The organism is Mesorhizobium sp. B2-7-3 (genome assembly GCF_006440715.1).
Lineage (GTDB): Bacteria > Pseudomonadota > Alphaproteobacteria > Rhizobiales > Rhizobiaceae > Mesorhizobium > Mesorhizobium australicum.
The window spans coordinates 372975-387641 of sequence record NZ_VFTY01000001.1 but is presented as its reverse complement, the minus strand read 5'-3'; the positions used below and the strand labels follow the sequence as shown (position 1 = coordinate 387641).

General features: G+C 61.8%; 15 protein-coding genes. 6 read left to right on the top strand and 9 right to left on the bottom strand.

Going from position 1 to position 14667, the window contains the following annotated elements:
• Nucleotides 1-4: 4 nt before the first annotated feature.
• Nucleotides 5-2563: an NB-ARC domain-containing protein gene (locus FJW04_RS01925; protein WP_140712021.1), complete on the bottom strand. Its 2559-nt coding sequence runs from the start codon at nucleotides 2561-2563 to the stop codon at nucleotides 5-7.
• A 172-nt stretch (nucleotides 2564-2735) separates the two neighbouring features.
• Between FJW04_RS01925 and FJW04_RS29860 the strand changes: the two genes are divergently transcribed.
• The gene (locus tag FJW04_RS29860; RefSeq protein WP_181172851.1) at nucleotides 2736-3254 is read left to right on the top strand and encodes a hypothetical protein; all 519 of its coding nucleotides are present in this window, start codon (nucleotides 2736-2738) and stop codon (nucleotides 3252-3254) included.
• A 954-nt stretch (nucleotides 3255-4208) separates the two neighbouring features.
• Here the strand turns inward: FJW04_RS29860 and FJW04_RS01910 are convergent.
• The 3 genes from FJW04_RS01910 to FJW04_RS01900 form a co-directional block, all read right to left on the bottom strand.
• Nucleotides 4209-5849 carry an ABC transporter substrate-binding protein gene (locus FJW04_RS01910; RefSeq protein WP_140712019.1) on the bottom strand — a complete coding sequence of 547 codons (1641 nt, stop codon included), beginning with the start codon at nucleotides 5847-5849 and terminating at the stop codon, nucleotides 4209-4211.
• Nucleotides 5850-6431: 582 nt separating this feature from the next.
• The gene (gene secB / locus FJW04_RS01905; RefSeq protein WP_015314738.1) at nucleotides 6432-6932 is read right to left on the bottom strand and encodes a protein-export chaperone SecB; all 501 of its coding nucleotides are present in this window, start codon (nucleotides 6930-6932) and stop codon (nucleotides 6432-6434) included.
• Nucleotides 6933-7209: 277 nt separating this feature from the next.
• Nucleotides 7210-7707 carry an FxsA family protein gene (locus tag FJW04_RS01900; RefSeq protein ID WP_140712474.1) on the bottom strand — a complete coding sequence of 166 codons (498 nt, stop codon included), beginning with the start codon at nucleotides 7705-7707 and terminating at the stop codon, nucleotides 7210-7212.
• A gap of 200 nt (nucleotides 7708-7907) precedes the next feature.
• Between FJW04_RS01900 and FJW04_RS01895 the strand changes: the two genes are divergently transcribed.
• The 4 genes from FJW04_RS01895 to FJW04_RS01880 are packed head-to-tail and all read left to right on the top strand — an operon-like array spanning nucleotide 7908 to nucleotide 10629.
• Nucleotides 7908-8615, top strand: coding sequence for a Tim44/TimA family putative adaptor protein (locus FJW04_RS01895; protein WP_015314736.1), 708 nt, complete (start codon nucleotides 7908-7910; stop codon nucleotides 8613-8615).
• 21 nt (nucleotides 8616-8636) lie between these two features.
• Nucleotides 8637-9737 (top strand): murein transglycosylase A, encoded by a 1101-nt coding sequence (locus FJW04_RS01890; RefSeq protein WP_140712017.1) that lies wholly within the window; start codon nucleotides 8637-8639, stop codon nucleotides 9735-9737.
• Complete coding sequence (locus tag FJW04_RS01885) at nucleotides 9734-10264, top strand: Smr/MutS family protein (RefSeq protein WP_140619864.1); 531 nt, start codon at nucleotides 9734-9736, stop codon at nucleotides 10262-10264. The genes FJW04_RS01890 and FJW04_RS01885 overlap by 4 nt, the downstream gene beginning before the upstream one ends.
• Nucleotides 10261-10629, top strand: coding sequence for a helix-turn-helix transcriptional regulator (locus FJW04_RS01880; protein WP_140712015.1), 369 nt, complete (start codon nucleotides 10261-10263; stop codon nucleotides 10627-10629). Before FJW04_RS01885 ends, FJW04_RS01880 begins: the two co-directional genes overlap by 4 nt.
• 46 nt (nucleotides 10630-10675) lie before the next feature.
• Here the strand turns inward: FJW04_RS01880 and FJW04_RS01875 are convergent, their stop codons facing one another.
• From FJW04_RS01875 to FJW04_RS01860, 4 genes are all read right to left on the bottom strand, one after another.
• Entirely contained in the window at nucleotides 10676-10915 is a 240-nt protein-coding gene (locus FJW04_RS01875) for a hypothetical protein (RefSeq protein WP_140619862.1), read from the bottom strand.
• Between the two features lie 315 nt (nucleotides 10916-11230).
• Entirely contained in the window at nucleotides 11231-11845 is a 615-nt protein-coding gene (locus FJW04_RS01870) for a transglutaminase-like cysteine peptidase (RefSeq protein ID WP_015314731.1), read from the bottom strand.
• Between the two features lie 157 nt (nucleotides 11846-12002).
• The gene (locus tag FJW04_RS01865) at nucleotides 12003-13280 is read right to left on the bottom strand and encodes a polyhydroxyalkanoate depolymerase (RefSeq protein WP_140712013.1); all 1278 of its coding nucleotides are present in this window, start codon (nucleotides 13278-13280) and stop codon (nucleotides 12003-12005) included.
• Nucleotides 13281-13545: 265 nt separating this feature from the next.
• The gene (locus tag FJW04_RS01860; RefSeq protein WP_015314729.1) at nucleotides 13546-13914 is read right to left on the bottom strand and encodes a septal ring lytic transglycosylase RlpA family protein; all 369 of its coding nucleotides are present in this window, start codon (nucleotides 13912-13914) and stop codon (nucleotides 13546-13548) included.
• A 309-nt stretch (nucleotides 13915-14223) separates the two neighbouring features.
• On the opposite strand from FJW04_RS01860, the gene FJW04_RS29855 reads away from it, so the two are divergent.
• Nucleotides 14224-14409 carry a hypothetical protein gene (locus tag FJW04_RS29855; protein WP_015314728.1) on the top strand — a complete coding sequence of 62 codons (186 nt, stop codon included), beginning with the start codon at nucleotides 14224-14226 and terminating at the stop codon, nucleotides 14407-14409.
• 78 nt (nucleotides 14410-14487) lie between these two features.
• On the opposite strand, the gene FJW04_RS29850 is transcribed toward FJW04_RS29855, so the two are convergent.
• A complete protein-coding gene (locus FJW04_RS29850) occupies nucleotides 14488-14649 on the bottom strand; it encodes a hypothetical protein (RefSeq protein ID WP_181172850.1) in 162 nt (53 codons plus the stop codon).
• Between the last annotated feature and the right edge of the window lie 18 nt (nucleotides 14650-14667).

Here is a 14667-nt window from a genome sequence, read left to right as displayed (position 1 = left end):
ACGCTCAACCCATTACGATCTTGGTGACTCGGTCGCACTCCGCCATGAGACGCGTCCGTTGGTAGGGCTGGGCAGCTAAATAACGTTTGATTTGCAGAAGCTCGTCGCTAACTGAATTTCGTTCGTGTTTCGCCCCAGCCTTCTTGGCCCAACTCTCGGCGGCTTTAAGCCCGATGCGCAAAAAGTACGACGGCGCAAACTGGTACTTCAGGCACTTTACCACGAGCCGGAACACATCGAGATCCTTCCGATCGGAGGACTCTTGCATCTGTAACGCGTTGACTGCTCCAGTAGCTGCCTCATGCATAAGACATCGCAAGTTATGGAAATAGCCCATCGCCTGCCTGTCCGTTATATAGCCGTCAGCCAACTGCAAGGCCTGGGTGTAGTACTTAATCGCGTCGTCCACCCCGCTCCCTTTCGAGGCCCTCTCAGTCTCCAAGGTCCGATCAGCAATCTTAACAGCGGCAAAGACATGACAGCAATTAAATATCGGAAAGAACTGCGCGGTATCCTTCTTCCGAACGTGTAGGTTAAATAATCCGCGCCAGTCTTTGTTTATGATCTTAAGCATATACCAGTACTTTAGCAGATCGAAGGCATTGCAACCATATTTGTCAGCTGACTCAAAATCTCTCTCTATTTCACTTGGTTTGCGCCCTCGAACCGACATGCGGGTTCGCCCCCTTAGGCAATAGAGATCGCCCGTTTTATTATACTTCGATATTTCCTTAGAAAGGTATGATTCAGCCACCTCATAATTTTGAGCTTTCCAGTGGCGGACTGTTTGAGAAACTATTAGAGCTATCCGCCTAGCCGGGTCTTCATTATTCTTCCGCGCAGATATGCACGCCCTCTCAATATGCTTCCTTCGCGCCTCCGGAAGTTTGTTCTGGGTGATGTCGTGCATAAGACGAATAGGTTCCGGCACCTCCAAAATAGTTCCCGCCACCGGATCGCCCTTGGTAGCGTACAGATGATAGTTCTTCAGGGTGGCGAGATCCTGCTCAAGCTCCACCGATGTTATTTCACAAATCTCTTTGACTTCATCAGTTCGCGCACGGGAAAGTAACTGCATAGCGAATAGTATTTCTTTCTGTGTAGCAGAAAGCTGGTCAATTTCCTTCTCAAATGCAAACGATCGTATTTGCTCACCATTCTTACCACGCCAATCACTCACCGCCCGACCAAGTTCATGCCCCAATGAGACTAGGCGAATAATCGAAGTTATAAAAATTGGTGATCCTGCAGATGCCGCCAGAAGTTTATCCCGATTAAGCCGTATCTGCTTCGCATGACCTGCGTCCTCAATTAGATAAGCCAGGTTCACTTCAAGATATTCTACGAAGTCCTCCCCCTCAAATCCTGACATCCCGATCCGCTGTTCTCTACCCGTTAACAGCTCTAGCCTCGATGTGAAAAGGACGCGGCTATTGTCGTTCTGCACGTTCGCCGAAATTATTATCTGAGAAATAACGGAATAGAGGTCGTTCTGCTCCTCCTTGGGAAGAGAATCGACGTCATCTATGATCAAAAGAATCGATATCGTGGAAAAAGCTTCTATACATTTTGAGATCTTCTCCTCCCGATCAGACGCTATGCGAACTTCGTCTTCCGTAAAGCCCACCTGAATCAAGAAATTATCAAGGAGGTCGTCGATGTTCTCGAAGTCACAGCGGGTGGTCGGAACGAGCTTGCCTAGCAGTGGGGCAAAGGTAATTTTCTTTCCAGACAGCCATACTATCTTTTCGAGCCCAGCTCCTGGCCGGTCCAGGAGTTGGGTCGCAAACTCGTAGGCCACAGTGGTCTTTCCAAGGCCACCTGCAGCAGTCAGTACCTTCATTGGGCGCCTAGCCTCGGTGATCCAATTCCACAAGGCTTCGAGATAACCCTTTCTGCCAACAAATTGGATGAGACTTGGATCTTTGGGCGGGAGGTTATTTTCCGTCTTTGCCCCGACTTGTAAGGCATTTGAGTTGTCTCTGTCAGAATATAGAAAGTTTAGTAATTCGATATCCTCGTTGGCTGGCTTGCACTCATGCTCATATCGGCAGTATAGCCCACCTTTTGCGAATACAAATTTGGGCTTGTCTGGCGCGCCGTAGTTGAAGCCGTTCTTGATGAACGGTCGCGGCTTCTCATTTATAGGCCGCTTTGGGACGAACGTCAGAATGATGTCGCGTTTGACGCTGTCGACAGCGCCGGCGGTTACAAAAATGCGAACGCCTATATTCTTGCCTATGAAACTTGACAGCCGTTGGTTCAGCTGATCGTTGTTCGATAGAAAGTTATATACCGAAGAATCTGTATGGTTTGTATCAAATAAAGAAATTATGTATCCGCCCATGGAGTTATAAAAGGCAGCGAAGTCTTTTATAAGGGAGTCCATGCGCGCGTCTGCATGCGATCCGCTGTCCTGACCGACAAAAGTCTTGTAGTCGTAGAGAAACGACTCGAAGTCGTGAGGCCGACCGTGAGGTATTAATACGTCGATTATAGATTGATCGAGGACACCCGCGCGATGCAACTCCGCGATCCGTCGATCAACGGATAGATGAAGCATATTTCCCCCCAGTACTCAGTCGCCAGGCGTCACTAGATTACTTCTACGGCTAAGGTGTCAAGCCCTCGACATCCGGGTCTAGGTAGACGGATCGGATAGCGAGATGCAGCCCAGTATCTTCACCATACGCCCGCCTTCGCGTATCCTCTTCCCCAGCTCGGGGACACACCACATGCGCACCACCTCTGACATCATCGCCTCTCTCGGCCTCGCCATCGGCGGCATCTTCGGCCTCGCTGGCACCTTCGTGGCGAGCGCTTCACTGCGCGAAACCCTCTGGGCGATAGACGGTGTGGCGCTGGTGGTGGCGACCGCTCTGCTCACCATGAAATACCAGCGGCTGGGCAATGATTACGTTGCCGCGGGCTTCCTGACCTTCCTCGCCGGCGAAAGCCTGCTTCTGGCCGGCAATGCGGCGGGGCTCGAGGCCAGCGTGCCTTCCTATGTCGGCGGCGTCTCGCTCTGGGCGGCCGCCCTCATCATGGTCAGTGTGCCCTCCACTTTCGCGCTGTGGATGCGGTTCACCGCATTCGTCGCCGCCGCGCTATTCTTCGCCTCTGTGGGCATGGTGCTGTGGGGCACGCCCTTGCTGCCAACCTCCTCGCCGCTGCCGGCGGCAGGCTATCCGTTCCTGGTGCTGACTTTTGTTGGGTGGATCTGGACTTTGCTAAGGGGTTCTCGGCACGTTTAGCGGCTCGGTTCCAGGCGCGGGCGCCGCCCCTCACCTGCCTGCCGGCATCCTCTCCCCGTATAGGGACGGGGAGAGGGGCGCTGTCATTGACACTTTCGCCAATCGCCATCGTTGCAAGAAAAGCACCGGCGTTGCGGCCTGCCCCTCTCGCCCCGTTTACGGGGAGTTGACAAGTGGTCCGCGCAGCGGACGAAAAGCCAATTGCTTGGCTTTTCGAACGACGAACGTCCGGCAGGACAGTGAGGGGCGGCGCCGACCTCGGCAATAGTAACGGTCCCCCCGAACCACGGCCGCCGTATTGACGTCAGCTCCACACATGCGTCATTGGAGGCGGGCAATTGGGGGACTATCCGTGAAAAAGATCTATGCAAAGCCGATGCTGAGCAAGCGCGAGAGGCTTTCGGCCGTGACGGCTGTCGCGTGTCCAGTGTCGGTCTGCCCGCGCTAGAACGTTCCCGGGAAAGGGCAGGCCTGCTGCCGCCCATCGCTCTCCCGCGACAAATCCCACGGCAGGGTTGGTACGAATTCATACCAAGCAGCCACCTCGGTTGATCGCGCGGCGCGGGGCCGGTACACAAATCGGGCGGCGGACCTTTGTAAGGTCGCTAGTGGCCGGCGCGGGGCTCAGGCAATTGTCTCACCGGCATGCGCGCCGGCCATCTTCCCTGAATGATTTGAGTGTGGGCCAAAGGCGCTCCGCCCCGCCCGGCGCGGACCTTCGCAGGTATCTCCCTCCGCCCGCGACGGGAAAGTCAGCGTCGGCGCTGCCCCTCACCTGCCTGCCGGCAGGACAGTGAGGGCGGTGCTGACCTGCGATAGGCGCACGCTGGACTAGCCGCTATCCCCAACCCCGACCCGATTTTGACTTTGCGGACGCCGTCCCCCACTCCGTCGCTGCTTCGCAGCGCCACCTCTCCCCCCTCCGGAGGGAGAGGAACCAAGACCGGCCAAACCTCAACTTTCAATCCAGACCTTCTCGAAGTGCTGCTCCAGCGCCTGGTGCTGTTCGCAGCCTTCGATGCCCTTGCGGTAGGTTCGGTAGACCGAACGCCAGTAGGGCTGGATGATGATGCCTGAATCGCGCAAATTCTGCTCGATCTTGGCCATGACCTCCTTGCGGGCCTTGGGGTCGGGCATGGCGAGCGCCTTGTCGAGCAGCGCGTCGAACTCCTTCGAGGCATAGGCGCTCTCGTTCCAGGCGGCGCCCGATTTATACGCCAGCGCCAGCACCTGGACGCCGAGCGGGCGGCCGAGCCATTCGGTGCAGGAATAGGGGAACTTGCTCCAGTCGTTCCAGAAGGTGGCGGCGGGCAGCACGGTGCGCTTGATCTTGAGGCCCGCCTCGCGCATCTGCGCGGCGATGGCGTCGCCGGTGCTCTTCTGCCATTCGATGTCGACCGAGATGAGGTCGTATTCGTGGTCCGCCTTGCCGCTCTCGGCGAGCAGCTTCTTGGCCGCCTCCACATCGCGCTTGGCGGGGCCGATATCGGCATATTCGGGATGCATGGGGCCGACATGGTGGTTGTCGGCGGGCTTGCCGCGGCCATCGAGGCCGAGCTTCAGCACGGCGGAATTGTCCACCGCGAGCTGGGCGGCGCGTCGTACCTTGACGTCGTCATAGGGCGCGTTGGCGACATTGAAGCGGGCGACGATGGTCGAGCCGGTGGCGATCTCGGAATTCTTCAGCCCCATCTTGTCGGTCTGCGAGACGGCGTCGGAGGCGGTTTCGTGATCGGTGTCGATCTCGCCGGATTCGAACGCCGACAGCATGGCGTTAGGGTCGGAGCCGTAGTCGATCCACTGGATGCCATCCAGGTAAAACTCGCCCTTCCACCAGGGCTTGTCCCTGCGCTTGACCTCCGCGGCCGTCTCGGCGTCCCATTTCACCAGCTCGCACGGTCCGGTGGTGATGGCGAGCGCCTTCATCGGGTCGCCGTCGCCGTCATAGGAGCGGTGCATGATCAACGCCGGATAGTCGGCCATGCCGGCGATCAGCGAAATGTCTGATTTCGGCAGGTTGAGCTTGATGGTGTAGTCGTCGACCTTCTCGATGCCGCCATCGACCACCTTCTTGGTGTCGGCATTGACCAGCGCGCCCATGCGCGCGGCGACCGAATTGCCGGCAACGCCGGCCTCGCACCAGCGGGTGAGGTTGTGGACGACGTCGTCGGCGTTGAAGGCGTCGCCGTTCGACCAGGTGATGCCCTTGCGCACATGCAGCGTCAGCGTCTTGGCGTCGTCGCTCATCTCCCATTTTTCGAGCAGCCAGGGCTCGAAGGTGAAGTCGGTGTTCCAGCGCACCAGATATTCGTTGCAGTGACGCGCGACATTGGACATTTCGACGCCGTCGAAGGTGCGCGGATCCTTGAATCCCTTGACGTTCATGGCGACGCGCAGCACGCCGCCCTTCTTCGGCTCGGCGGCTCGGGCGGGCGTCGGGGCGATGCCGCCCAGCGCAAAGGCGCCGGCGGCGCTGACGCCGAGGCCGGCCATCAGCGCCAGATATTCGCGGCGGCTGATGCCGCCCGTCCTGAAATCGTCGGCGACAGGTTTGGCGCGCGGGTGAAGTTTGCGGTCGGTCAGCATGAATTTCATCGTCGTTCCCTCTTTTGTTGGTGCATGCCCAAAATTGCCCAGCGGTTTTGGGACGACGGCCTGCACGGAAACAGGCTCGCCCCGGCGGACAAGCCGACGCGGCGCGGCTGCGACCGCCGGGGCGCCATTGCCTGAGAGGGAATGATAGGGCTGGGTGACGTGGCGGAATGTTCTGGAATCCGCAGGACTTGTGCGATGCTCCGCAGGGGGTGGACGGACCTGGGCGCTTGGGATGGCTGCCCCGTCGCATTGCTTCACCACCTCTTGTCTGCCAGACATCTTCCCGCAGGGGATCGGTCGGATTGCGAGCAAGAGCGAAGCGTTTGCCTGCGGCTTCGCGTTTCACCAGCGGCTTCCCCCACTCCGTCTCGGCTTCGCCGAGCCACCTCTCCCCCCTCCGGAGGGAGAGGAAGGAACGCGCTTGGCGAGGTCGCGCCTTTCCTCTACCCCGTCGATCGGGGGAGAGGTGTCGAGCGAAGCTCGACGGAGTGGGGGTCGACCCATGGCGCGATCGGTCAATCCACCAGAACAAAAAACCCGGCGCGAGGCCGGGTTTTTCAAGCGATCCCTGTCAGCCGAGGATCAGCTCACCTGGGTCTTGGAGGACGCGGCCTGGTCTTCGGCCAGCTTCTGCTGGAACATCTGCGCGAAGTCGATCGGGTCCAGCATCAGCGGCGGGAAGCCGCCATTGCGCGTCGCCTCGGCGATGATCTGGCGGGCGAAGGGGAACAGCAGGCGCGGGCATTCGATGAACAGGATCGGCAGCATGTGCTCCTGCGGAAAGCCCGAAATGGCGAAGACGCCGCCATAGACCAGCTCGACGTTGAACAGCACTTCCTGGTCGAAGGAGGCCTTGGCGTTCAGCGTCAGATTGACGTCGAACTGCTTGTCGGAGAGCGGGTTGGCGTTGACGTTGACGTTGATGGCGATGCCGGGCGCCTTGTCGCGGCCGCGCAGCGAGTTGGGCGCGCCGGGGCTTTCGAAGGACAGGTCCTTCACATACTGGGCCAGCACGTTGAGCGACGGCTGTGCCGCGTTGCCGTTGCCATTGGCGCCGACCGGCGCGTCATCATTGCTGGCCATGAGCCACTATCCTTTTCCCCTGGGCAGTCTCGCTCACCGAATTGAATCGGGGCTGACCGAATTGAAATCGGGCGTTCGCTACCATGGCCGGCATGACAAGACAAGGTTTGCCGCCGTGTGACCGGAGCGGACCCAGACTGCATCGAGATTCAGGTCAGGCCGAGGCGAAAAGGGTGGTTTCCGAGAACCGGAGCGGAGCGTACTTGAAGTACGTGAGCACCGGAAGCGCAGGAAGCCGCCCTTTGCAGACCGGCATCACCTGAATATCGATGCAGTCTCAATCGTCCTTCAGCCGCCGCCACGGCGAATTGTGGTCCGGGCCGCGCTTGAGGTCGTCCTCGCGCGAATAGTCGCCGTCGCCGAGGTCGATGACCTTGTCGCGCTGCCGGCGGAAGCCGCCGGTGGAGAAATTGCTGGCCACCACGATGCGGCCCTTCAGCCTGCTCCAGGCAAGGTCGCGCACCGGCGGCAGGAACAGCAGAAGGCCGACAATGTCCGTGATGAAACCGGGAATGATCAGCAGGATCGCCGCGACCACGATCATGGCGCCATGGGCGAGCTGGCCGCTGGGGTCGCGGCCGGCGGCCATCTCGGTGCGGATGCGGGTCATGACGCCGAAACCCTGGTGGCGCAGCAAAAGCACGCCGGCGAAGCTCGAGGCCAGCACCAGGCCGACTGTCGCCAGCGCGCCGACCTCACGGCCGACGACGACGAAACCGGCGATTTCCAGCAGCGGAAGCGCGAGGAGGAAGAGGGGAAGCAGCGAAATGCGCAAGTCTTTACCGATCATTCGATTGTTTTGTCCCGCTGGCGGCCAATCGCCGCTGGCACGGAGGCTGTTAGATAGGTATGCCTGCCTTTGATTTGAATGATTGCGCCTTGCGTTCTATATGCTTTGAATGGTGAACGCTATGCGACCGCGGCCTGCTGGGCTGGACGGTCCGGCCTAGAGGCAGGGATTGATTGGCGGAAAATATGGGCTTCTTCGACTTCGGCACGATTTTCTTCCTGATCGCGGCGGTGGTGATCTTCTTCCAGCTGCGCAACGTGCTGGGCCGCCGGACCGGTAGCGAGCGGCCGCCCTTTGACCCCTACACGGCGGCGCGCACCGACAAGGACGCCACGCAGAAGCCCGAGAACGTCGTTTCGCTGCCGCGCAAGCGGGCGCCCGGCGAGCCGGCGCCGGCCGACGCCTATACGGCCATCGACGCCTTCGCCAAGCCCGACACCGATCTCAACAAGGGCCTGCGCGCGATCAAGGACAACGACCCCTCCTTCGATCCCAAGGGGTTCGTCGACGGCGCCAAGATGGCTTACGAAATGATCGTCATGGCCTATGCCGACGGCGACCGCAAAACGCTGAAGAACCTTCTGTCGCGCGAGGTCTATGACGGCTTCGTCGCCGCGATCGGCGAGCGCGAGGCCAAGTCGGAAAAGATCCAGTCCTCCTTCGTCGGCATCGACAAGGCCGACATCGTCTCGGCCGAGATGAAGGGCGGCGAGGCGCATGTGACGCTGCGCATCATCAGCGAGCTGATCTCGGCGACGCGCGACCAGGCCGGTACGGTCATCGACGGCGATCCCGAGACGGTGGCCGAGGTCAAGGATGTCTGGACCTTCGCCCGCGACACACGCTCGCGCGATCCGAACTGGAAGCTCGTCGCCACCGAAGAAGAAGACTGAGTCCGGCAAAGGCAGGCTCCGGTGTCGCTGTCGCCTCTCCTTGTTGAAAGGTCCTTCGGCGACCTGCCCGGCTGGGGCGACGACGACCATCTGCCGGCTTTCGCCGCCTTTGCCCGGTCCGCCTTCCATGTGCCGGTAAAACCCTATCGCAGCGGCGCGCTGGGCGTCGATTTCAGCGGCTTCGCCGAGGCCTATGCGCAAGCACGTAAAGCCCCCGCCGCCAGTTCGTCCGAAGCGCGCGCCTTCTTCGAGCGCCATTTTGTCCCCATGCTGGTGCGGCCCGAAACTGGCGCCGGCCTCGTCACCGGTTTCTACGAACCGCAAGTCGAGGCATCGCCAGTACGGACGGAGCGTTTCCGCGTGCCGCTCTTGTCGCGGCCGGCCGATCTCGTCGATGTCGACGACGCCAACCGGCCCGCCGGGATGGATCCTTACCTCGCCTTCGCGCGCCGGACCGTCGATGGGCTGGCCGAATATCCCGACCGTGGCGCGATCGAGCGCGGCGCGCTCGCCGGCCAGGGGCTGGAGATCGCCTGGCTGGCCGACAAGGTCGATGCCTTCTTCATCCATGTCCAAGGCGCGGCCCGGCTTGTCATGACCGACGGGCGGCTTTGCCGCGTCACCTACGCCGCCAAGTCAGGCCAGCGCTTTACGGGTCCCGGCAAAATCCTGAGCGGGCTCGGCGAAATCCCGCTGGCCGACGTGACCATGCAGTCGATCCGCGCCTGGTTCAAGGCGCATCCTGGGCGGGTCGACGAGATCCTGTGGCAAAACCGCTCCTACATCTTCTTCCGCGAGGCTGCAGTGGATGATGCCGCGCTCGGTCCGATCGCGGCCGCCAAGGTGCCGCTGACGCCGGGCCGCTCGATGGCCGTCGACCGGCTGCTGCACACATTCGGCACGCCTTTTTACATCGACGCGCCGACGCTCACCGCCTTCGACAAAAACCCGTTCCGGCGGCTGATGATCGCGCAGGACACCGGCTCGGCCATAACAGGGCCGGCGCGGGGCGACCTGTTCGCCGGCTCGGGCGATGCCGCCGGCGAGATCGCCGGCGTGGTGCGCGACGCCGCCGATTTCTATGCGCTGGTGCCGCGCGCGCTGGCCGGGGGCGCGAGATGAGCAAGCGCGGGGATAAACTCAGCGACGACGACCGGGTGCTGTGGAACCTGGTGGCGCGCACCGCCAAGCCGCTCAAGGGCCGCGCCGCCGTCGACATTCCGGACATGGCCGTCGATGCCAGGCCGACACCGGCGCAGCCGGTCCAGCCCGCCGCCAATGCGCCGGGCGCGGCAAAACCGAAGGTCCAGCATGTCACGCACCGGCTCGACGAGCCGACGCTGGACAAGCTGCAAAAGGGCCGGCTGCCGATCGAGGGCCGCGTCGACTTGCACGGCATGACGCAGGACGAGGCCTATTCGCTGCTGTTCTCGTTCCTGCACCGGGCGCATGCCGGCGGCGTCCGCTATGTGCTGGTCATCACCGGCAAGGGGTCTTCCTCGGGCGGCGATGGCATCTTGCGTCGCGCCGTGCCGGCCTGGCTGTCGACACCGGCGTTCCGGCCGCTGGTCTCCAGCCACGACCATGCCGCCCGCAACCATGGCGGCTCGGGAGCGCTTTATATCAGGCTGCGGCGGGCGCGCTCGTGACGCCGTTCGGCGAGCGGCTGCGGGCGCTGCGGGCCGAGCGCGGCGTCAGCCAGAAGGACATGGCGGCGGCGATCGGCGTCAGCGCCGCCTATCTCTCGGCGCTCGAGCATGGCCGGCGCGGCGCGCCGACCTGGACGCTGATCCAGAAGATCATCGGTTATTTCAACATCATCTGGGACGATGCCGAGGAACTGGCGCGGCTGGCCGAAACCTCGCATCCGCGGGTGAAACTCGATACGTCAGGCCTGTCCCCCGCCGCCACCGAACTTGCCAATCTTCTGGCCGAGACCATCGAGAAACTCGACGAGGCCGAGCTTCTGCGCATCACCGCGTCGATCCGCACGGCATTGGGCCGGCGATCGTAGAAGACAGTGCCCGCCGGCGAGCAGCCAGCGGGCAGCCGTGGTGCGATCAATTCTTGCCGGCCGTGCTGCCGCCATTGCCGCCGCGACCATGGTCGCCATGGCCCTGGCCGCCATTGCCACCGCCCAGGCAGTCCGACGCGCCGGCCTCGCCGCAACAGCGGCCGGCCCACAAATCGTTGAGGTTGGTGTTGGCGCAGCTTGGAATGGTCTGCCCGGCCAGAGCTGATCCGGTCAGGGCCGAAACGGCGGCCGCGGCGAGAAGCGTGTTGCGCAGAAAAGCAGTCATTTGAAGTCTCCATGATTTGGGTTGGTTCGGTTCACGGCTGTGTGTCGCCGGGCGAACGGAAATGGTTCACGGAGGGATGCGGAAATTTTCTGGAGGGTCCCCAAAGGGAGCCGTGGGTCAAGGCAGTGCGGCAATGGCAGAGGCCCCAGGGATTGCGGAACCTCCACGGTTCATCATCCACGGGCGGAGCGGGAGCGAAGCGGACGCGCAGCCCCGAGGATCCATGCCGCGATCTGCGAGCTTCGCAACGTGCAGAATGTAACGGTATGGCAGCGCCGGGGTGGCGCCGCCTCAGGCAGGTGCCCCGCTATGGCCCTACTGCACCGAGCCGACCAGAACCTGCTGGCCGCCGCGGATCGAGACCCAGCGGCCGGTGTTGTCGATCGCCTGGCGCTTGAGGAAGCGGTAGCCGGTCTGGTCCCAGAACTTGACCTTGTCGGTCAGATTGTCCAGCACATAGTCGCCGCCGTCGGTGCGCACCGTCAGCACGGCGTGGCCTTCACCGTCGGGCTTGCGGACCACGGTTATCAGGAGATCGGCGAGCGACATGCCCATGTGGGACAGCTGGCGCCGCTTCTCCAGCACATAGTCCTCGCAGTCGCCGACGCCCTTGTCCGGATAGGCCCAGACCTCGTCCTTGCCGTAGATGTCCATGTCGCTCATCGGCTTGACGGCGGCATTGACCCTGGCGGTGACGTTGACCATCTTGCGCATCAACCCGTCGGTCAGCACCGCCGGCGCGAGATTGGCCGGGCGGATCGAACATTCGCCCGGACGCTGCTTGCAGAAATCGTAGTGGCCGATCGGCTGCGAGGTGAGGCCCCCGGTCGCCATGGCGCCCGAAGCCCAGGCCGGTGCCATCCAGCCCCCCGTTAACGCCAGCCCTGCTGCCGCGCATACGCGCAGCCTTCGCATGGTTGAGGAATTCATTGTCCCCGCTCGCCCTGTTGTTAACGAAACGTTAAGGGCGATTTACACTCCGTGTCAATTACGACGTCGGCCTGATTTGCAGCATGGTTACCCGCGGGGAGGCAGAGCGGCACTTGTGCAACAAATCGGACCGGCGGCCGGTTCCGTTTCAAACCGTCTACCGCTTGGCGGTGCGCACCAGCTTCGGCTTCACCGCGACGCGGTTCTGGCGGCCATAGCTGGTGATGAAGTCGACGATGCGCGGCACGATCTCGGAGCGGAAGCGCGAGCCGTTGAAGACGCCGTAATGGCCGACTGCCGGCTGCATGTAGTGGGCCTTCTTGTCGGCGGGGATGTTGACGCACAAATCCTGCGCCGCCTTGGTCTGGCCAAGACCCGAAATGTCGTCGTTCTCGCCCTCGACCGTGAACAGGGCAACGTTGCGTATGACGGACGGATCGATCCTGGTGCCGCGATGCGTCATCTCGCCCTTGGGCAGCGCATGGCGCACGAAGACCGTGTCGACCGTCTGCAGATAAAACTCCGCCGTCAGATCCATCACCGCCAGATATTCGTCATAGAAGTCGCGGTGTTTTTCGGCATTGTCGCCATCGTGCTTCACAAGGTTCATGAAGAATTCCTTGTGGGCGATGATGTGGCGGTCGAGGTTCATGCTCATGAAGCCCGAAAGCTGCAGGAAACCGGGATAGACCTCGCGGCCGAAGCCCGGCACTGGCCAGGGCGCGCGCATGACGACGTTGTCGCGGAACCAGTCGATGCCCTTTTCCTCGGCCAGCAGATTGACGGCGGTCGGGTTGCGGCGGGTGTCGATCGGCCCGCCCATCAGGGTCATCGTCGAAGGCACGAAGGGATCGCCCTTCGCCTCCATCAGCGCCACCGCCGCAAGCACCGGCACGGAAGGCTGGCACACGGCCATCACATGCGTGTCCGGACCCAGCGTGTGCAGCATGTCGATGACGTAGTCGATATAGTCGTCGAGATCGAAGCTGCCATCGGCCAGCGGCACCATGCGGGCGTCGACCCAGTCGGTGATATGGACATCGGCATAGGGCAGCATCGCCTCGACCGTGCCGCGCAGCAGCGTGGCATAATGGCCCGACATCGGCGCCACGATCAAAAGCTTCGGGTCGGCCTTGCGCCCGGGGGGAACGGCGCGCTCGAACCGGACGAGATTGCAGAACGGCTTCGACCAGACGGTCTTCTCGGTGACCGCGACGCTCTTCCAGTCGACCACCGTCTTGGCCAGGCCGAATCGCGGCTTGCCGTAGCGGCGCGTGGTGCGCTCGAACAGTTCGGCGCCGGCGGCGATCGAACGGCCCCAGGGCGTATGCGAAACGGGGTTGAGCGGGTTGGAGTAGAACAACCGGACCGCGTCGGCATAGACCCGCGCCGGCTGCAGGGCCGCGTGGTTCATTTCGTAGAGCTGGTAGAACATACGTTACCCCGCGACCGAAGGGACGACGATCAGCGCCGAGCCCTAGATGTCTCGCGGGGAAGTTAACAACTAATTGCTGCGATGCAATACGTCACGTGGCGTGACCAAATGCTTCTTTCGCCGAAAGCCTTGAAAACCCGGTACGGCCGGCCCAGCCGGCTCAATGTGCAGTGCCGAAATGTGTAGGATATGTGTCAGGCTTTCGCGGCGACCTGACCATGATGGTCCTGCGGTCGGAAGGGATCATGGTCAGGAGACGATCAGATCAGACGCGCGCCATGCAGACGGAGGTCTGCCCGGAGCCGATGAAGCCGAGCTGGCCGGCGGCGCCTTTCGACAGGTCGAGCACCCGGCCCTTGATGAAGGGACCGCGATCGTTGATGCGCACGACGACGCTGCGGCCGTTGTTCTTGTTGGTGACCCGCAATTTGGTGCCGAAAGGCAGCGTGCGGTGGGCGGCGGTCATCGCCGAGGGGTTCATACGCTCGCCCGATGCGGTCCTCGAGTGCAGCGCGTACCAGGAAGCGCGGCCACACTGACCGGCGGCGGCGGTTGCCGAAGTGGCGGAGGCGCCGACCATCAGGCCAGCAGCGATCGTTACCGCGACAAGCGCGGTCTGTTTCGTGGTCTTCATATTTGGGGGATGGCTCCGTTTTTGACAGACCCAAGCCGTTAGGTGGGAAATAAGGCAGGAAATGCGGCAGTGATCTGGCGGTTCCATGGCAAGATCACACGTTTGGAGTCAGGGGGTAACAGTTTGTCAGGGATTTTCGGACCAGATTTTATCAGTTATCGATGATGTTCGTGCCGATATCCGAGATCCGTTTGACAAGATCCGGGATTAATCTCCAAGTAGAAACCGCTGGGATCGAGCCACTTCCTTTGGCTCTTTCATCGCGGCTGTGGCGCCGCTCTCGATCGACTGGGAAAGCGAGATCCGACAATGAGACTGACCAAAAATCTGCTGGCGTTGATTGTGCTGGCGATCGGTGCGTTGTGGTCGCTGCAAGGGATCGGCGTGGTCGGCGGCAGCTTCATGACCGGCCAATCGCAATGGCTCTATATCGGCCTCGCCGCCATGCTGGTCGGCCTGGCCGGGCTGGTATGGGCGAACCGTGGGCATGGTTGATTTTCGCGCAAGCACGCCCGCTGCTGAGCGCGCCGGCCGATGCGACTGCGTTCACTGCGACCAGTACTGCCAGGCCCACTAAAAACTCTCGTCGCGCGGTGGCAGGCGATCGCGCCCGGCGCGGAGATGGACCGGCGCCGGCGAGCGCGGGCTGTCGTCTCTTGCCGCGTTCTCGTCGGAAGCAAGGCCGAGCAGCCAGGCGCCGACATGGGCAAACAACACGGCGGTGGAATGGGTCATCGTCATTCTCCTTTTCCG

Coding starts and splice junctions, on each gene's coding strand:
- FJW04_RS01925 (WP_140712021.1), bottom strand. CDS start 2,563: ATGCTTCATCTATCCGTTGATCGACGGATCGCGGAGTTGCATCGCGCG.
- FJW04_RS01875 (WP_140619862.1), bottom strand. CDS start 10,915: ATGACTGCTTTTCTGCGCAACACGCTTCTCGCCGCGGCCGCCGTTTCG.
- secB (WP_015314738.1), bottom strand. CDS start 6,932: ATGGCCAGCAATGATGACGCGCCGGTCGGCGCCAATGGCAACGGCAAC.
- FJW04_RS01860 (WP_015314729.1), bottom strand. CDS start 13,914: ATGAAGACCACGAAACAGACCGCGCTTGTCGCGGTAACGATCGCTGCT.
- FJW04_RS01870 (WP_015314731.1), bottom strand. CDS start 11,845: ATGAATTCCTCAACCATGCGAAGGCTGCGCGTATGCGCGGCAGCAGGG.
- FJW04_RS01895 (WP_015314736.1), top strand. CDS start 7,908: ATGGGCTTCTTCGACTTCGGCACGATTTTCTTCCTGATCGCGGCGGTG.
- FJW04_RS29850 (WP_181172850.1), bottom strand. CDS start 14,649: ATGACCCATTCCACCGCCGTGTTGTTTGCCCATGTCGGCGCCTGGCTG.
- FJW04_RS01910 (WP_140712019.1), bottom strand. CDS start 5,849: ATGAAATTCATGCTGACCGACCGCAAACTTCACCCGCGCGCCAAACCT.
- FJW04_RS29855 (WP_015314728.1), top strand. CDS start 14,224: ATGAGACTGACCAAAAATCTGCTGGCGTTGATTGTGCTGGCGATCGGT.
- FJW04_RS01885 (WP_140619864.1), top strand. CDS start 9,734: ATGAGCAAGCGCGGGGATAAACTCAGCGACGACGACCGGGTGCTGTGG.
- FJW04_RS01865 (WP_140712013.1), bottom strand. CDS start 13,280: ATGTTCTACCAGCTCTACGAAATGAACCACGCGGCCCTGCAGCCGGCG.
- FJW04_RS29860 (WP_181172851.1), top strand. CDS start 2,736: ATGCGCACCACCTCTGACATCATCGCCTCTCTCGGCCTCGCCATCGGC.